The organism is Candidatus Nitrotoga sp. AM1P, from assembly GCF_013168275.1.
Lineage (GTDB): Bacteria > Pseudomonadota > Gammaproteobacteria > Burkholderiales > Gallionellaceae > Nitrotoga.
In genome coordinates this window covers 2,344,409-2,362,915 of record NZ_AP019547.1, presented here as the reverse complement: position 1 = coordinate 2,362,915, position 18,507 = coordinate 2,344,409, and the positions used below count along the sequence as shown (strand labels likewise).

Below are 18,507 nucleotides of genomic sequence, written 5' to 3'. Positions count from 1 at the left end.
ATCCCCATAAAATGGGCGTAAACTGGGCGAATTCATTCGTCCCACCATAAAGCCGGCTTGATCCGACTTTCAGGAAAACACATGAGCACGAAGCCAAACGGGCCAGACCCGCTACGCACGAAAGCTGAAACGCAACTTGCCCGCGCACCCGAGACGGATGGAACGCCGCGCCCTGCCAAAAAACTACTGCACGAGCTGCAGGTGTATCAGGTTGAACTGGAGATGCAGAATGAGGCGTTGCGGCAGGCGCAAGTTGAACTGGAAGAGTCCCGTGATCGCTACGTGGATCTTTATGACTTCGCCCCCGTCGGTTACCTTACCCTCACTCGCGAAGCCCTGATCACCGACGTTAATCTCACTGGAGCCACACTACTCGGGATGGAACGCAGCCAGCTCATGCACCACCGTTTTGCACATTGGGTCGCCGCAGAAGACAGCGAACGCTGGGACCGCTTTTTCGTGAGCGTGTTACAAGATGATGAGCGGCAGAGTTGTGAATTGGTACTCAAACGGGGACATGGCTCAATCTTTCATGCCCATCTGGACTGCCTGCACATCAAGGCTGGCAACGACGGAAACTCGGTACGTATTTCATTTACCGACGTCAGCGAGCGCAAGCAAGCCCTGGAAGCGCTGCGCATCGCTGCCATCGCTTTCGAGTCCCATGAGGGCATCATGGTAACCGACGCTTGCGGCGTCATCAGCCGTGTAAACCATGCCTTCACCCGTCTTACGGGTTACAGTATGAAAGAAGCCGTGGGACGAACACCAGCGATACTGAGCTCCGGGCAACATGACAGGGATTTCTACCAACGCATGTGGGTCACCCTGAATGAACAGAAATATTGGCAGGGCGAGATGTGGAACAAGCGCAAAAATGGCAAAATCTACGCCGATTGGCTGACCATCTCCGCCATCACCGGGGATGGTGGAAATATCACGCATTACGTCGGAATCTTTTCCGATATCACCAGCAACCCCGAATCATCGGCCGAGATCCACCGGTTGGCCTACTATGACTCCCTCACCCATTTGCCCAACCGTCGCATGCTGTTTGACCGCCTGCGACAGGCACTGGCTGCCAGCAGTCGCAACAAGCATTATGGCGCTCTTCTGTTCCTGGATCTGGATAATTTCAAGACGCTCAACGATACCTACGGCCACTCTATCGGCGACTTGCTGCTGGTTGAAATCGCCCAACGTTTAACGGCTAATGTGCGCGAAGGCGATACGGAGGCCCGCTTGGGCGGCGATGAGTTTGTATTGATGCTGGAAAATTTGAGCGAAAATACCCAGGAAGCGGTCATTCAGGCTGGCTTGATCGGCGAAAAAATACGCGATGCCGTTGCCTTGCCCTATATCGTTCAGGGTCTCGAATTATGGTGTACCGCCAGTATTGGGGTCAGCCTGTTCTATGGCCATGAAGCTTCAGTCGATGAGCTGCTCAAACACTCCGACTTCGCGATGTACCATGCCAAAAATGAGGGACGCAACGGGATTCGATTCTTTGACCCCGAAATGCAGGCCACGTTGGTCGAACGGAGCGCGCTTGAAAGCGATCTGCGCCATGCACTGGGACGGGGGCAACTGCGCCTCTATTACCAGATACAGGTTAACAATGAGCGCTGTGCCATCGGTGCCGAGGCATTGCTCCGCTGGGTGCATCCCGAACGCGGCCTGATTCTTCCCGAACAATTCATTCCGCTGGCCGAAAAAACCGGCCTGATCGTACCGATTGGAGTGTGGGTGCTGCAAACAGCATGTGCTCAGCTCAGGGATTGGTCCACCAATCCGGCCACCCACAACCTGCAACTCGCCCTTAATGCCAGTGCGCTAGAATTGCGCCAGCCGGATTTCGTCGAACAGGTGCGACAGGCCCTCTCCACAACCGGTATCAACCCGGCCCTTCTGAAAATCGAACTGACCGAGAGCTTGCTCGTCGACAATGTCAGTGATACCGTCGCGAAGATGAATGCGCTCAAGGCGCTCGGCATCAGTTTTTCGATGGATGACTTCGGCACCGCTTATTCCTCACTCGCCTATCTAAAACAACTCCCGCTGGATCAATTGAAGATCGATCAATCCTTCATCCACGATCTGGGCGACAATCCCAGCAATGCAGCACTTGTACAGGCCATCATCCTGATGGGACGCACCTTTGGTTTGGACGTCATTGCCGAAGGGGTGGAGGCCGAAGCGCAGATGGAGTTTCTAAATTTAAATGGCTGTGATGCCTATCAGGGATATCTGTTTAGCCGCCCGCTGCCGCTGGAAGAGTTCGAGGCGTTTGTTGTGCAAGTCGATGCACCCGAAGTAACCGCCGCTTTGAATCCAGGCCGGGCAAAACACCGTTACGCACAACTTGGTTGAGGAGAGTCATTTGGTAAGCGCGAGCGTTTTTTCATATTCTGTGAAAGAAATACCCATTTACAACTTTAATTGTATGAAATAGACCATGACAACTGTGCCCCAGTTTTATATGCCAATAAGAACAGCTATAAGCATGACCCGTCAGCCCTCAGAAAGACTTCGTTAGCCTTACTATAACAATCTGTCTTATACCAATGTATGTTAAAAAAACTCCCGCCCTCCATCACTGCATTACTGCTGCAATCCGCAGCGGTAATGCTCATGTTACTGATGGTAAAGACTACGGGAAGGTATGACTCACCGTTATTATTTGCTTTGCTTTGCGGTCTACTCGCCGCCACGTTCAGTTTCTTAGCTGGCCTTGCCAAGTGGTGGTTGGTCATCCAGCTAATGTTCGCACCAGCCTTGGTACTGATGCTCGCAGTCAAATTACCACCGACTCTTTTTCTCGGCGCATTTCTGGTATTACTGCTTGTGTATTGGAGTACTTTTCGTACACAAGTCCCGCTATATTTTTCCAGTAATAAAGTGTGGCATGCCTTGGAACAATTGCTGCCTGTTGAAAAGGCTGATTCGAGTTTCACCTTCATTGATTTAGGTTCCGGTTTAGGTGGAGTATTAACGCATCTTGCCAGCGCTCGCCCGGACGGACGATACATCGGCGTAGAGGCAGCACCTTTACCGTTTTTCTGGAGTTGGTTGCGTATCGGGCTAAGCAGCCACCTCAACTGCCGAGTACAGTGGGGAAATTTATGGGACTGCGATTTATCGCTGTACGACGTGGTGTTTGCCTACCTGTCACCCGTACCGATGGAAAAGCTCTGGCGCAAAGCACGTGCCGAAATGCGTCCGGGCACAATGTTTATCAGCAGCACTTTTAGTATACTTGATCAAGTACACCATGAAACCGTGCAAGTAGATGATCTGCATCATTCCACTCTGTTTATCTGGCATATGTAATGGTCTGGGAACATTACGCTATTGGAACGGGCTGCTAATCCGCCAGCGTTATGGGAGAAACATTTGAGAAGAATTGGCGGTGTGGTGTCAATGCATACTATTCCCGCGTGTGAAAATTAATTTTTTCTATTTCCGCAAGCTGAGATTCCGCAAGCTGAGAAGATACGTGTCTTTACACTCTATTTATGACCGCATGTAAGTCATCAATATAAAACACCAATGCATCGAAGCGCCGTTCAATCAGCTTAACAGTAGAAGTATGTGCCCGCTGTATCAGCATACGTACACATCTGCTCATCTCCTGTGTTATTGAGCTGCATTTCATTCAGTCCAAACCACCGGACTCATGGATTAATTGAATTCAAGCCTTCAATCACTCCGATGCAACACACTAAACAGCTGCCACATGAGACAGTTCTTGCAAGGCACCCCATTGATGGGGTCCTTTATCTTTCGTTGAATACAGCTTAACTAATGGAATATCTTCTCCCATTCCTTCTTGTCTTAAACGAATAGCTAAATGATGACCTCCTTGATACAAGGTAAAATTTGGACCCATAATCTTCGTTAATTGCTCTCGAGCTTCTTTTAGAGAGTCACAATTAATCACCAACTGACTAGCCGCTAATGCTTTATAGATATGTAAATTATTCATATCTACATATCGGTTTTTGAACTCTTCGGTATTCACACTATAAATAACGATTGCCATGTCAATTTTCCTTGTTTATTTAGTTGGGCAGAATAGGTTTGCCCAACTATTTATTTTTAAATACATAATTTTATCATCGAATAAAAATTCGCCATGTAAAGCTCCATAATTTCATATATAAAACTTACGGTAGAAGGAAATAAAAAGGAGTTAGCAGACTCATTGAATGATTATACTGTTAATAATGATTATTATTCAAGAAATTTAAAGAATAAAAATAAAAGAACGCTATCCTGTTACTTTTTAAACTTTCAGTGATGCACTGCTGATGATACAATTTAATTTCAAATTATTGATTCATATAAAAATAATAAATTAATTTAAATAACAACTAACTGTAATTTTGAACGGTCGATGTGACCACCAAACGAAGTCTGCAAAGCTACTCACAAATCCCCGCGAATAAGCTGGAGTGGTGGAAGCAAGCAAGAAAAACCCCAAGCTGAGAATGAATTGAATTTAAGTATTGATGAAAAAGGCAGAAATTGAAGGTGCGTCTATAAGCACGCAACACCCCCAATCAAATTATTTAATTTTTTCCGATAAATGCCAATCGACTGATTACTACCGAACAAATTAACGAAATTTAAGGTCATGCAAAATAACCCTGTATGACACAATTCAATGTATATGACCTTACTCATCGCGACCTTGCGGCCTTAATTCCAACCACCTCCTTTAGAGGTGGGGAGTGTATGGAAGTGGTAGTGATGACGAATATGCTGTTATATAATCTGCATTTATCACTACGATTGTTCTAAGCACCAAGCGTTAGGGCATAATCGGAAGGCACTATGCACAAAACTTAAAGCAACTCTCCACGCTGATTTTAGCGTAGCGGAAAATAACATCTCCATTCTACCGTTTGGGCTCCTATATTAACCGTAGCCGTGTTGGACAGCTTGTCCAATGCACACAGCAATAACAGGAAATCATGTATAAAAGCACGCCACATATCTTGGAAGTCAGACCTAAAATACCAGCCCGTTTAGCCAGGCTTGAAGAACTGGCGAATAACTTATGGTATAGCTGGGATCTGCCTACACGTGATTTATTCTCTTACATTCAACGCAAACTGTGGGATGAAGTAGGTCAAAACCCGAAAGCTTTTCTCCGATATGTGGATGAACGGTGCCTGATAACTGCCTCGGAAGATCAAATTTTTCTGGATCAATACCATCGCACATTATCAGCTTATGATAGTTATCATACTAAGCCAGTGCGCAATAATCATACTGAAGGATTCGTGGAAAACGATCTGATCGCTTATTTTTGTGCCGAATTTGGGTTTCACGAAAGCTTTCCAATTTATTCCGGTGGTTTAGGAATTTTAGCAGGCGATCACTGCAAGTCCGCCAGCGACATGCATTTGCCCTTTGTCGGCGTAGGCCTACTCTATCGCCAAGGTTATTTCCATCAAACCATCGATGGTGATGGCAACCAAAAAGCCATTTATACTGACTCTGAATTCGAGAGCCTGCCTATTTCACCGATATTGAATAGCGATGGTTCCGAAGTCCATGTAAGCGTGGATTTACCGGGGCGCAACGTAACAATTAAGGTGTGGAAAGCGCGGGTCGGCAATGTCACTATCTTTCTGCTGGATACTGATCTCGATATAAATTCCCAGCAAGATCGTGCCATCACTCACCATCTTTACGGCGGTGACAAATCCATTCGTATTGAACAGGAAATCGTGCTCGGAATCGGTGGGGCCCGTGCTCTCGGGGCAATGGGCATTAAGCCAAGTGTGTGGCATATCAATGAAGGTCATGCCGCCTTCTTGTTACTAGAACGCATCCGCATCCTGATAGAACAAGGTATAGAATTTTCCGCCGCACTTGAAGCAGTTGCTGCACATACCGTCTTCACAACGCACACTCCCGTGCCAGCCGGTCATGATCATTTCGACTACGGCATGATGATGTACTATTTTGAAAACTATTATCCGCAATTGAAAATCAGCCGCGATGAATTTCTTGCCTTGGGGAATGTAGCAAATACACCCGATTTTAATATGACTGCGTTGGCAATCCATTGCTCACGTTTTCAAAATGGCGTATCGCGTATCCATGGCAAGATTTCTGCCAAAATCTGCGCCGAAATATGGCCGGAAATTGAACAAGAAGATAACCCCATAAGTTACATTACTAATGGGGTACATATGCCTACCTTTCTGGCTAAAGAATGGTCGGAGGTATTTGTGCGATACCTCGGTTGGGACTGGAGTCAGCATGTAGCAGATGTCGGTTTTTGGGAACGGGTCGACAGTATTCCGGACCATCAGTTCTGGAGCGTACGCGAGTCGCTTAAATCGAGAATGCTGCAGCTAATCCGTTATCGTATCAGTCGCCAACATTTCCGCAATCACGGTTCTGAAGCACATCTTGATCGCATTTTGAAATATGCAGATCCAGCCAATCCAAATGTGCTCACCATCGGCTTTGCGCGCCGTTTCGCTACATATAAGCGCGCTGCATTGTTATTTGAAGATCTGAATTGGCTGCGCCAGATCATGCAGGATCCCGAACGCCCAGTATTGTTCATTTTTGCCGGCAAGGCCCACCCCGCAGATATTCCGGGACAAGACCTTATCCGCCGTGTAACGCAAATTTCACGCATGCCGGAATTTGAAGGCAAAATCCTGATGCTGGAAGGCTACGACCTGCGGCTTGCACGTCGTATGGTGGCCGGTGTGGATGTGTGGTTAAACACACCCCTGTATCCACTTGAGGCAAGCGGCACTTCAGGCATGAAGGCAGCCATGAATGGAGTACTTAACTTGTCCGTATTGGATGGCTGGTGGGATGAAGGTTACGATGGCAAGAATGGTTGGGCAATCAAACCGGTTTCAGAGCTTTTGCCTGAAGCGCAGCGCAACCGTGAAGAAAGCCAAACACTCTATGAGCTATTGCAAGATCAGGTCATACCGACTTATTACAAACACAACAAGATGGGTTATTCGTCAGAATGGGTGAAGATGTCCAAGCGATCCATCGCAACCTTGCTGCCGAGCTTTAATGCTACCCGCATGGTGGGTGAATATGTTGCTAAAACCTACTTGCCCGCCACATGGCAATATCGCAAGTATTACGACAATGATTTTGAAGGTGCGCGTCAAATTTCGGCGTGGAAAAATACTGTCCGTAAGGCTTGGCCCGGCGTAACAATACGCCGCTTGGGCACCCCTAAACAAAGCATTATGTTCAAAGAAAGCGTGTACTTTGAAGTGAGCATTAACCTCAATGGTCTCAAGCCTGCTGACGTAACGGTCGAAATGCTGATTGGTCACGCATACAATAAGGAAAAGCTCAAACAATCGATGCGTTATCAATTTACAGCACCGGAAGTTAATGCAGAAACAGGTGAACATGCTTATGTGCTGGAGTTGACACCGGAACTATGTGGCAAGCTTGAATATCGCATACGGGTTTATCCGCGCCACGAAATGCTAACGCATCCATTCGAGCTGGGTTTAATGCGCTGGCTGTAATTCCAATTGCACTTTAATTAGGTGACACGGCCTTGGTTACCCCGCTCTTTTTTAGTATGAATAGTGTTGTTTTAGCCATCTTTAACGGCTTACCTTCATTACCCAACTTAGCCTTCGCTGAAACTGGGGTTTTCAGCTTCGCTCGCTCGTCGTTGACTTGTATACCTTCGAATTGAAATTGGAATAACGATGCGGGTATTGTTTGCCACTTCTGAAGTCGCACCACTCATCAAAACTGGCGGCTTGGCCGATGTCAGCGCCGCACTGCCGGCGGCGCTGCATGAAATGGCAGTAGACATACGTATATTGCTGCCAGGTTATCCGCAAGTTTTAAAAGCCTTGCCACAACTTCAGGTCGCAGCCGAAATCTTCATTCAGCCCAGCTTCCCTGTAGCACGACTGCTAGCGGGCTCGTTACCTAATGGCGTACCACTGTTAGTGATTGAATGTGCCGAACTATATGAGCGTGGCGGAGGAGCATATCAAGATGAACATGGTCTCGACTGGCCGGATAACGCCCAACGATTTGGATTACTGTCAAAAATTGCTGCATTGCTGAGCTGTGCAGACTCTCCACTTGACTGGAAGCCCGATATAGTTCATTGCAATGACTGGCAAACCGGACTTACTCCAGCCTATCTGCATTTTTCAGATGGCGCTGTACCTTGTGTAATGACTGTACATAATCTTGCATTTCAAGGCGTATTCCCGCCACAAATGGTTGCGGAATTGGGATTGCCCATTGAGTGTTTTCAGCCTGACGGTGTAGAATTTTACGGCAGCCTGTCCTTCATGAAGGCAGGGTTGTATTACGCTGATCACATTACTACCGTGAGTCCATCTTATGCCAACGAAATCCAGACCGATGCGCTGGGGTTCGGCCTACAGGGACTACTCGCTTACCGGCGCAAAAATTTGACAGGCATTCTGAATGGTATTGATACCACAGAGTGGAACCCCGCTACTGACCCTAACCTTGCTCATCCTTACAATCTCACGGATATAAGTGGAAAGTCTGCCAATAAACGAGAGTTACAAAAACGTATGGGATTGCATATTGATCCCGACCTGCCATTGTTCGGATTAGTGAGCCGATTTACTCCTCAGAAAGGTGTAGACCTGGTGTTGGAAATTGCACCACAATTGATTGCCTTGCCGGCACAACTGGTATTGCTGGGTAGTGGCGATGTGGAAATGCAGCGGACTGCCCTGGAGCTTACGCATCACTATTCTGGCCAGATCAGTGCTTACGTGGGCTTCGATGAAGCTTTGTCACATCTGATAGAAGCAGGCGCAGACATTTTTTTAATGCCGTCGCGTTTCGAGCCGTGCGGGCTCAACCAGATGTATAGCCAACGCTATGGTACGCCGCCAGTGGTACATGCGACTGGAGGCCTGATTGATACAGTATTGGATTGCAATGCAACTTCACTAGAACAGGGCGTCGCCAGCGGTTTCGTATTCCATAATATGGATACGCCCAGCTTGTTGGCTACGGTACAACGTGCCACGATAGCCTACCATGACAAAAAAACCTGGCGAGCATTGCAGCATAATTGCATGGTCAAGGATTTTGGCTGGGGTCAAAGTGCCGCAGCCTACCATGATATTTATACACATTTAATGCGGCGATAACTGCACTTGCGTAGCTTCATTCAACATTCCGCTTTAATCAACATTGATTTATTTTGACAAACTCCGATTTCAGTTAGCAGTCACCCCATAAGTTACATTTTAAAAAATTTCAGCATTTATGCTGAAATTTTTTTACTGGTGGAACTTGTAATCGTTATCGGTGTCAGCTTATAGCCCTAAAATGCATTTGGAGAATTAAAAATAACATGCAATTGCATAGCTTACCTATTCGTTTATGGTGGTCAATCTTTTTACTAATCGCCATCACCCCATCATATGCGGCAACATCATTGACTTTAAATGAAGCATTGCGTCTCGCAGCTAGACACAGTCCGACGCTAGCTGATGTGACCGCTCAGGAGCGTGGCGCGCATGCCGCTCTCACTACGGCACGGGCCTATCCCAATCCCGATCTTCAAGTCGGAGCAGGAAGTTCTCTTTCAAAGCATTTAAGCGTCCCGAATGGGCATACTCGAGTAGCTGGATTATCTCAGCTGATCGAACTGCCCTCTGTGCGTGCCGCGCGACGACAGGGAGCAGAAGCGGGTATCACCGCCAGTGCGGCGGTAGTGTCGGATGCGCAAATAAATCTGCGTACCTCCGTAACCCAGGCTTTTTTCGATGTGTTGCGTCGTCAAGAGGAGGTCAAGCTCGCTACGCTCAATCATGAATTACTAATGCAAATTCGCGACAGGGTTAAACTCAAAGTCAAAGTTGGAGAATCTCCGCGCTTTGAATTGGTGAAGGCAGACGTCGAAGCATTGGCTGCGAAGAGTGCTGTTAATAGTGCTGAGCTACGCATTACCCAAGCCCGCGATCGACTGCGGGCACTAATTGGCGCGCCGCTTGCGGGGAATTTCGAAGTGGCACAGGAACCGTTACTACCACCCGATCTACCAACTCTGGAAGAGCTACGTAAAGATTTATTGGAGCGTCAGCCGTTACTTAAAGTGGCGGACGCTCAAACCCGTCGGGCGCAAGCACGAGTGCAGCTAGAACGCAACCTGCGTTTCCCACAACCCACCATTACGGTAGGCTCCAATCAAGATCCGGATTGGAAACAGTGGCAAGTCGGCGTGAGCTTGCCCTTGCCGTTATGGAATCGTCGCCAGGGTCCCATCGGCGAGGCCGTCGCAGGGCTTGATCGGGCTGAGGCGGAAAAGCGGCAGACAAGCATCAATCTACTGGGAGTTCTGGACCAAGCTTACGGCCGATACCAGATTGCCAAAAATCAAGTAAAGATATTCGAGACCGGCCTGATGCACGATGCCGAAAATGCCATGAAGGTAGCCGAAGCGGCCTATCGCTATGGTGAGCGTGGCATTCTTGATTTTCTGGACGCCCAACGCGTTTTACGCACTACCCGCCTGGACTACCTTAATGCTCGTTACGAACTGCAAGCTGCGCTAATCGAAATTGCCCGACTACGTGCCTCCCCCCCCAATACCGGAGAAATACTGTGAAGCGCACGATCTTACCTGTTTTAATTTCTCTTCTGTTTATCACTAGTCTGGCTGGTTGCAAGGGCAAAGAAACGCCGCATGCCATTGCGCATCCGATCAACGACCCCTCGGTGGTAAAAGTTGCACCGGAATTTCTCAAACGCTTGACAATCACCCTTGCTAGCGAAGGTGATGTGGCGGAGACCTTGCGCGTACCGGCTCGCGTCGAAGTGGACGAACATCGAGTGGCGCGCATCGGTGCTGCCGTAACGGGACGTGTGACTGAGATCCATGCTTTCCTTGGTCAGACGGTAAAACGCGGCGATGTGCTGACTACGCTGAATAGCACCGAGCTGGCTACTGCCCAGCTCACCTATCTCAAGGCTTTATCCCATGAAGCGCTGCAGCGCCGAGCGGAGGAGCGAGCAAGATTACTGTTTGCTGCCGATGTTATTGGTGAAGCTGAACTGCAAAAACGAGAGGCTGATCTGGTCCAGGCTCACGCCGAGCTGCACGCTTCCCACGAACAGCTCAAGGTGCTCGGTATGGCAAAAAGCGCCATTACCAAGCTGGCGGCTACCCGTCGGGTGAATTCCATGTCCTCCATTATTGCGACTCTCGACGGAGTAGTAATTGAGCGTACTGTAACATCGGGCCAAGTCGTGCAACCGGCGGAAGCGCTCTTTACCGTAGCAGATCTGTCCCACGTCTGGCTGGTGGCCGAGGTGACCGAACAGCAGGCTGCCCTGGTGAAGGTAGGGGAGGTGGTGCAAGCTAAGATTCCCGCATTGGACGGAAAACTTATTGAGGGGCGACTGATTTTTGTCGCCGACACCGTTAATCCCGATAGACGAACGGTGGAGGTGCGCATGGATGCAGCGAATCATGAGCGCATGCTCAAGCCGGAAATGCTTGCCTCCATGCTGATTCTGGTTAAATCCCAGCGCCGCCTGGTGGTGCCAGCTGCAGCGGTGGTGCGAGAGGAGAACAAGGATCATGTTTTCGTCCAGCTGGACGATAAACGCTTCCAGTTGCGGCGTGTCCTGCTTGGACAAGAAAGCCATGGTTATTTCCCAGTGCTGGAGGGCATCAAAATAAGCGAACGTATCGTCACAGAAGGCGGTTTTCACCTTAACAACGAGCGCAAGCGAGAAGAGCTGGGAGGCTGATATGCTGGAATCCCTGATTCAGGCTGCGCTCAAACAGCGTTTGGTGCTTATCGTGGTGGCGGTATGCTTAGTGGCATTCGGATTGGATGCGACGCGGAAGCTGTCAGTAGACGCCTTTCCAGACGTGACCAATGTACAAGTGCAGATTGCTACGGAGGTTTTGGGCCGTTCACCCGAGGAAGTCGAACGCTTCGTTACCGTGCCATTGGAAATGGCCATGACTGGCCTGCCGGGATTGGAGGAGATGCGCTCGCTCAATAAACCGGGGCTATCGCTGATTACTCTGGTGTTTACCGATGCGACCAATGTCTATTTCGCACGCCAGCTGGTAATGGAGCGCCTGATCGAGGTAGGCGGACGTATGCCGCAGAACGTGACACCCGTACTCGGCCCGCTGTCTACTGGGTTGGGCGAGGTTTATCAGTACACGTTGGAGCGCCCAGACGACGGTGAGCGGGTGCTCAGTCAAGAAGAGCTGACCAAACGCCGCATTACACAGGACTGGGTGGTGCGGCCACTGCTGCGTGGCATTCCTGGCGTGGCGGAGATCAATTCCCAAGGTGGCTACGTCAAGCAGTATCAAGCATTGGTAAACCCGGATCGTATGAGGCATTACAATGTGACCCTGCAGGAAATATACCAGGCCCTCGCCCGCAACAACGCCAACTCTGGCGGCGGCGTGTTACCCCATTACGCTGAGCAATATTTGATTCGCGGCATAGGTCTGATAAAAACCTTGGACGATATCCGTATGATCGTACTCAAGGAGCAGGGTGGCGTGCCGGTGCTCATGCGCGATGTCGCTGAAGTAACCATCGGTCACGAGGTGCGCTATGGCGCATTGCTTAAGAATGGCATCACCGAGTCGGTGGGCGGGATAGTGATGATGATCCGCGCCGGTAACGCCAAAGAGATTGTTAGCCGGGTCAAACAAAGGGTCGCAGAAATAAACGATAAGGGGATGCTCCCCGGCGGCCTCAAAATCATTCCATACTACGACCGCAGCGAGCTGGTAGACGCTGCCTTGAAAACTGTGATGAAGGTGCTGCTCGAGGGCGTGGTTCTTGTCATCATCGTGCTGTTTCTTTTCCTCGGCGATGTGCGTTCATCCCTGATCGTAGTTGCATCCCTGCTTTTGACTCCGCTGATCACCTTCATGGTGATGAATCATTACGGCCTGTCTGCCAATCTGATGTCCCTCGGCGGCCTCGCTATTGCCACCGGTTTGATTGTGGACGGTTCGGTGGTGGTAGTGGAAAATACTTTTCAGCGCCTCGCTGAGCGCAAAGATATCAGCCGGATGCAAGTAGTCCTTGAAGCGGCATCCGAGGTAGCCACACCGGTTATTTTTGGTATATCTATTATCATCCTGGTATTCCTGCCACTAATGACTCTGGAGGGCATGGAAGGAAAAATGTTCGCTCCACTCGCATTCACCATTGCTATCGCCCTGTTCGTATCGCTGATTCTGGCACTCACCCTGACGCCGGTTCTGTGCTCATACCTGTTAAAAGGAAAGGAAGAGCACGATACTCGCTTGGTTGCCTTTATGAAAAAACCTTACCTGCGACTATTGGATTGGACGCTGACTAACGGCAAGAAGACCATCATCGTATCGGGAGGGGCGTTCGTCGGAGCCTTGCTGCTGCTACCTTTGCTCGGCACGGCGTTCATTCCCGAGATGAAGGAAGGTTCTATCGTGCCCGGCATAAATCGCGTACCCAATATCTCGCTGGAGGAATCCATCAAGCTAGAAATGGAGGCGATGCGGATGGTGATGCAGGTACCCGGGGTGAAATCCGCATTTTCTGGCGTGGGTCGTGGTGAGAGTCCCGCCGATTCGCAAAGTCAAAATGAATCTACCCCGATAGTCAGTCTCAAGCCCCGTGACGAATGGCCCAAAGGATGGACGCAGGACGACATTGCTGACGCCATCCGGGACAAGGTCAAAACTTTGCCCGGGGTGCAGATTGTGATGGCCCAGCCGATTTCCGACCGAGTAGATGAAATGGTCACCGGGGTGCGCTCCGATGTGGCGATCAAATTGTTCGGCGATGACATGGACACCCTCAAGCTGAAGGCCGACGCAATCGCCAAGGTGGCGACCTCAATCAAGGGAGCGCAGGATCTGCGCGTAGAAAGGGTTACCGGTCAGCAATATTTATCTATCAATATCGATCGTCACGCCATCGCTCGCCACGGCCTCAACGTAGCTGACATCAACGACGTGATCGAGACCGCTATCGGCGGCAAAACGACCACCGAAATCTTTGAGGGCGAGCGCCGCTTTAGCGCCGTGGTGCGCTTGCCAGAGCGCTTCCGCAACAGCCTGGGGGAGATCCATGGTCTGCGCGTCATCTCGCCCAACGGTGCCCACGTGGCTCTGGAAGATTTAGCCACCATAAGTGTTTTGGACGGGCCAGCGCAGATTAGCCGGGAGAAGGCCAAACGTCGCATCGTGGTGGGGGTTAACGTTAAGGATCGTGACTTGGGCGGTTTCGTCGCCGAACTGCAGTTGGCTGTAGATGCCAAGGTCAAGCTCCCCGAGGGCTATTATCTGGAATGGGGTGGTCAGTTCCAGAACATGGAACGGGCGATGGGCCACTTGATGATCATCGTTCCCGTGACCATTGCTGCGATTTTCTTCTTACTGTTTTTGCTATTCGGTTCCCTGCGCTATGCCTCGCTTATTATCATGGTGCTGCCATTCGCCTCGATCGGCGGCGTGGTGTCCCTGTTTCTAACAGGCGAGTATTTGTCAGTACCAGCCTCAGTGGGTTTCATCGCCCTATGGGGGATCGCTGTGCTAAATGGTGTGGTGCTGGTATCCTATATCCGCACCTTGCGGGATAAAGGCATGTCTCAGACAGAAGCCGTAATTCAAGGTTGCCGGCAGCGCTTTCGCCCTGTGCTGATGACCGCCACTGTAGCTATGCTGGGCCTTATCCCCATGTTGTTCGCTACAGGGCCAGGATCTGAAGTGCAACGACCCCTCGCCATCGTGGTAATCGGCGGCCTGGTTACCTCCACCTTGCTCACGTTAGTGGTACTACCGACATTGTACAAATGGTTTGAGGAAAAAAGCGTTGAGGCATAATTAGGACGATTTATACCCGATATGGACTCACCCAGCTTCAGATATTCAATCGATCTATTGCTAATAGTTTACTAATTCAAATTTGGTAGAGACAGCTATACTACCGGTTTATAGAATTAAAGTTTATAACCATGATTGAAATAACCCTTGCCACAATTATCATCACGATTATCGTCGTTCTCACGCTGCGCAATACTAAACGCGCAGTGCTTGAGAACCCGCTCATTCTCAACCGCACAGGGCAATATCACGCGACATTGGCACCCAAGCTGAATATCGCGCAAACATTTATTGAAGCCATCGCTAAACAGATACCAAGCCCGCGTGATGAAGGCCAAAACAGCTCAACGCAATGTTTCGAGGTGCGTGACCCAGAAGCCACTGCAATTGGCCAGGAGCTCTATCTGCTGGCCATAACAATGCGTCACGGCCTGCTGTATTTTCAGGCCATTGTCCCGCGTCCATTGATTAGTGACCAAGATAGCCATTTCAATATGCTGATGGAATCCGCTCACAACGCTCTTGCATCTATCCCTACTACGGGTGGTATGCCTAACACAGAGGTGGATGAATACATCATTACGGCAGCAAATACGGCGGCCCGAAAACTGGGCATCGACTTAAAACAGCAGGTGTCCTAAAACGCCTAATTAACCCTATCGCCAGTACTATTTTTTACAATAGCACCATCAAAAAACGAAACGCTTGGGTTGCAGCGTATTTTGCAGTGGCGCAATACTGGTCTCGAACAGCGTAACTCTCTCTAATATACCGGGTGCCACACAAGTAATCAGATCGGCATGCATCACCGGAGCATCACCAACGATGGCAAACAAACGACCACCTGGTTTCAAACTGTTCTGGAATGCTTCCGGTAAAATTGGTACTGAGCCTGTCAATACGATTACATCATAAGAACCCGGCCAGCCTTGCGCCGCATCGCCCCGTGTCAAAGTTACGTTATTGATATGATGCGCCGCCAAATTCTTTTCCGCAAAAGCATGCAGTTCGGGCACGATCTCAACGCTGGTCACATGCATCGCGAGATGAGATAACAAAGCAGTCAGGTAACCACTGCCGCTACCAACTTCCAGAACGCGGTCGTTGTGTCCAAGCTGCAATGCCTGCAACGCGCGCGCTTCCATCTTGGGCTGCCACATGGAAACCCCATGTCCCAGTGGGACTTCCATATCCATAAAAGCCATACTTTGCCTTCCGGGCGGTACGAAACGCTCGCGTTTAACCTTGCTCAACAAATCCAGTACCCTTATATCCAGCACGTCCCAAGGCCGAATCTGTTGCTCCACCATATTAAAGCGCGCTTGTTCCACGTTACCCATTTCCCTCTACTCCAAAATATTATCAATGTTTATATTAACAGTTTAACAAGCTAACTGCTCGTGCTTTGAATCCCCAGACGCCCATCCAGTCAGTGCAAAAATGTTCAATCACAGCCACCGGTTCAGAGTTAACCTTTATTAGATTCCTCTATCCTACCCAAATTCAAACTACATTAAACAACGCTTGGACTTGATGAAGACTTCTGTTTCATGGATAATCTCTGGCTTCACATGCCGGGATGGCGGAATTGGTAGACGCGCCGGACTCAAAATCCGGTGCTGGAAACAGTGTGAGGGTTCGAGTCCCTCTCCCGGCACCAATTTTAAATAAATTCATTATCCAAATTGTCAACCAATTAAAGAACTGGAGCGTTAGTACCGCTGACAGTAAGTAATGTCATAATTTTTTAACCTAATTAGAATTGGAGTTCAAATGAAACTGTTGTCCACACTGATCGCTGCTGTATTCGCCGTTGTTTCTTTCTCAGCTGTTGCTTCTGATGCTGCTGCCCCTGCTCCTGCTGCAACAGGAGCCGCAGCGGCGGATCATGCTGCTCCTGCTAAAAAAGCTAAAAAGGCTAAAAAAGCTAAAAAAGCTGACGAGCATAAAGCTGACGAAGCAGCTCCCGCAGCGGCTCCCGCAGCTCATTAATTTTTTGAACCTTAAAAAAGGCAGGGGTGACCCTGCCTTTTTTATTTCATCCGATTCTTTGCTTAGAGATACACAATCTGAAATCGCCATGGTATGGCCTGGGAACCTAAAATCACAGTAGCTATTGTTATCGAACACGACTGCAAGGTTTTTCTTATTGAAGAACGCACCATTTTATTCGACCAACCTGCTGACCATCTGGAACCTAACGAATCTCTGCAAAGAGCAGAAGTACTGAGCTGCGTAGAGGATTATCTTTGCGGCAAACACTATCCGCTAGACCTGCTTATACATTATGGCTAAAGGATGTATTATCGTCGGCATATCCGGCGGAGTGGACTCCGCCGTTACCGCGCTTCTGCTGAAACAGCAAGGCTATAAGGTCATTGGCCTCTTCATGAAAAACTGGGAGGATGACGACAGTGACGAGTACTGTTCCTCGCGCCAAGACTTAATAGATGCGGTCTCCATCGCCGACACCATCGGTATCCCCATCGAAACGGTGAATTTCGCCAAGGAATACAAGGAGCGCGTATTCAACCATTTCTTGCGCGAATACGCGGCCGGACACACGCCCAATCCGGACATTCTGTGCAATTCTGAAATAAAATTTAAGGCTTTTCTGGAACACGCAATTGATATGGGCGCAGATTCCATTGCCACTGGACATTATGCGCAAATACGCAAAATAGACGACAATTATCAATTACTCAAGGCGATAGACAGCAGTAAGGATCAAAGCTATTTTTTATACCGCTTGAATCAAATGCAATTGTCCAAAACGATATTCCCGCTGGGCACGTTACTAAAGTCACAGGTGCGAGAAATCGCACGCCAGCACAACCTATCCAACTACGCCAAGAAAGACAGTACTGGAATCTGCTTCATCGGCGAACGTCCATTTCGCGAATTTCTTAACCGCTACCTGCCTGTCCAACCCGGCCCGATATACACACTCGATGGCCAAATGGTCGGAGAACATATGGGCCTATCGTTCTATACCATTGGCCAGCGTCAAGGCTTAGGTATTGGCGGACAAGGCCTACCTTGGTTCGTGGCGGCTAAAAACATTGCAAACAATCACCTCATTGTAGTGCAAGGACACGATCATCCAGCTTTGCTGTCCACATTTCTTGATGCTACAGAAGTGCACTGGATTAATCACCATATACCTGATATTACGCGCGACTACACCGCTAAAATCCGTTATCGCCAAACCGATGTAAGCTGCCACTTCAACACGATATCTGACACACTTAGCAGCTTTAAATTTAGTAAAGTACAATGGGCCGTTACCCCAGGGCAATCGGTGGTCATTTACGACGGCGGGATTTGTTTAGGTGGCGGCATCATTGCAAATAGTCGGTAATGATGGAGGACAATACAAACAACTTCTCTTTATGGCCGCCAATCTATTGCTTTAAAAAGAAAAATTTCAAAAATTCGACCAATTGCAACTATCAATTTTTACAGTTTTATTGTAAATAAATTGAATACCATATTAATTAGCCGCTTCAAGTCAGCCCATACGCAACATGAACTTTCTGTTTCGGCCTTTAATGGACGACTGACTACCGGTAGCATCATTTCTAGCGATATGCCGTTAATATTTGCTATTTTTTCCAAGGATTAGCTCG

12 protein-coding genes and 1 tRNA gene are annotated in these 18,507 nt (G+C 49.0%); 11 read left to right on the top strand and 2 right to left on the bottom strand.

Annotation, left to right across the window (positions count from 1 at the left end):
• Nucleotides 1-81 precede the first annotated feature (81 nt).
• A complete protein-coding gene (locus W01_RS10680; protein WP_173054531.1) occupies nt 82-2,370 on the top strand; it encodes a putative bifunctional diguanylate cyclase/phosphodiesterase in 2,289 nt (762 codons plus the stop codon).
• A 198-nt stretch (nt 2,371-2,568) separates the two neighbouring features.
• On the top strand, nt 2,569-3,330 hold the full coding sequence (locus W01_RS10675) for a class I SAM-dependent methyltransferase (protein ID WP_173054530.1): 762 nt from the start codon (nt 2,569-2,571) through the stop codon (nt 3,328-3,330).
• A 391-nt stretch (nt 3,331-3,721) separates the two neighbouring features.
• Here W01_RS10675 and W01_RS10670 read toward each other — a convergent pair whose 3' ends face one another.
• The gene (locus W01_RS10670) at nt 3,722-4,042 is read right to left on the bottom strand and encodes a hypothetical protein (RefSeq protein ID WP_173054529.1); all 321 of its coding nucleotides are present in this window, start codon (nt 4,040-4,042) and stop codon (nt 3,722-3,724) included.
• A gap of 934 nt (nt 4,043-4,976) precedes the next feature.
• Between W01_RS10670 and glgP the strand changes: the two genes are divergently transcribed.
• From glgP to W01_RS10640, 6 genes are all read left to right on the top strand, one after another.
• The gene (gene glgP, locus W01_RS10665) at nt 4,977-7,535 is read left to right on the top strand and encodes an alpha-glucan family phosphorylase (RefSeq protein ID WP_173054528.1); all 2,559 of its coding nucleotides are present in this window, start codon (nt 4,977-4,979) and stop codon (nt 7,533-7,535) included.
• Between the two features lie 189 nt (nt 7,536-7,724).
• Entirely contained in the window at nt 7,725-9,170 is a 1,446-nt protein-coding gene (gene glgA, locus W01_RS10660; RefSeq protein ID WP_173054527.1) for a glycogen synthase GlgA, read from the top strand.
• Between the two features lie 206 nt (nt 9,171-9,376).
• Complete coding sequence (locus W01_RS10655) at nt 9,377-10,633, top strand: TolC family protein (protein ID WP_173054526.1); 1,257 nt, start codon at nt 9,377-9,379, stop codon at nt 10,631-10,633.
• Nucleotides 10,630-11,781 (top strand): efflux RND transporter periplasmic adaptor subunit, encoded by a 1,152-nt coding sequence (locus tag W01_RS10650; RefSeq protein WP_242006943.1) that lies wholly within the window; start codon nt 10,630-10,632, stop codon nt 11,779-11,781. The genes W01_RS10655 and W01_RS10650 overlap by 4 nt, the downstream gene beginning before the upstream one ends.
• 1 nt (nt 11,782) lies before the next feature.
• Entirely contained in the window at nt 11,783-14,878 is a 3,096-nt protein-coding gene (locus W01_RS10645; RefSeq protein WP_173054524.1) for an efflux RND transporter permease subunit, read from the top strand.
• Between the two features lie 131 nt (nt 14,879-15,009).
• Nucleotides 15,010-15,519, top strand: coding sequence for a hypothetical protein (locus tag W01_RS10640; RefSeq protein WP_173054522.1), 510 nt, complete (start codon nt 15,010-15,012; stop codon nt 15,517-15,519).
• Nucleotides 15,520-15,567: 48 nt separating this feature from the next.
• Here the strand turns inward: W01_RS10640 and W01_RS10635 are convergent, their stop codons facing one another.
• Nucleotides 15,568-16,218 carry a protein-L-isoaspartate O-methyltransferase family protein gene (locus tag W01_RS10635; protein ID WP_173054520.1) on the bottom strand — a complete coding sequence of 217 codons (651 nt, stop codon included), beginning with the start codon at nt 16,216-16,218 and terminating at the stop codon, nt 15,568-15,570.
• Between the two features lie 233 nt (nt 16,219-16,451).
• Between W01_RS10635 and W01_RS10630 the strand changes: the two genes are divergently transcribed.
• From W01_RS10630 to mnmA, 3 genes are all read left to right on the top strand, one after another.
• Nucleotides 16,452-16,538: transfer RNA gene (locus W01_RS10630), tRNA-Leu, on the top strand.
• 113 nt (nt 16,539-16,651) lie between these two features.
• The gene (locus W01_RS10625) at nt 16,652-16,870 is read left to right on the top strand and encodes a hypothetical protein (RefSeq protein ID WP_173054518.1); all 219 of its coding nucleotides are present in this window, start codon (nt 16,652-16,654) and stop codon (nt 16,868-16,870) included.
• Between the two features lie 295 nt (nt 16,871-17,165).
• Nucleotides 17,166-18,239, top strand: a complete 1,074-nt coding sequence (gene mnmA, locus W01_RS10620) for a tRNA 2-thiouridine(34) synthase MnmA (RefSeq protein ID WP_173054516.1) — start codon at nt 17,166-17,168, stop codon at nt 18,237-18,239.
• Nucleotides 18,240-18,507 lie beyond the last annotated feature (268 nt).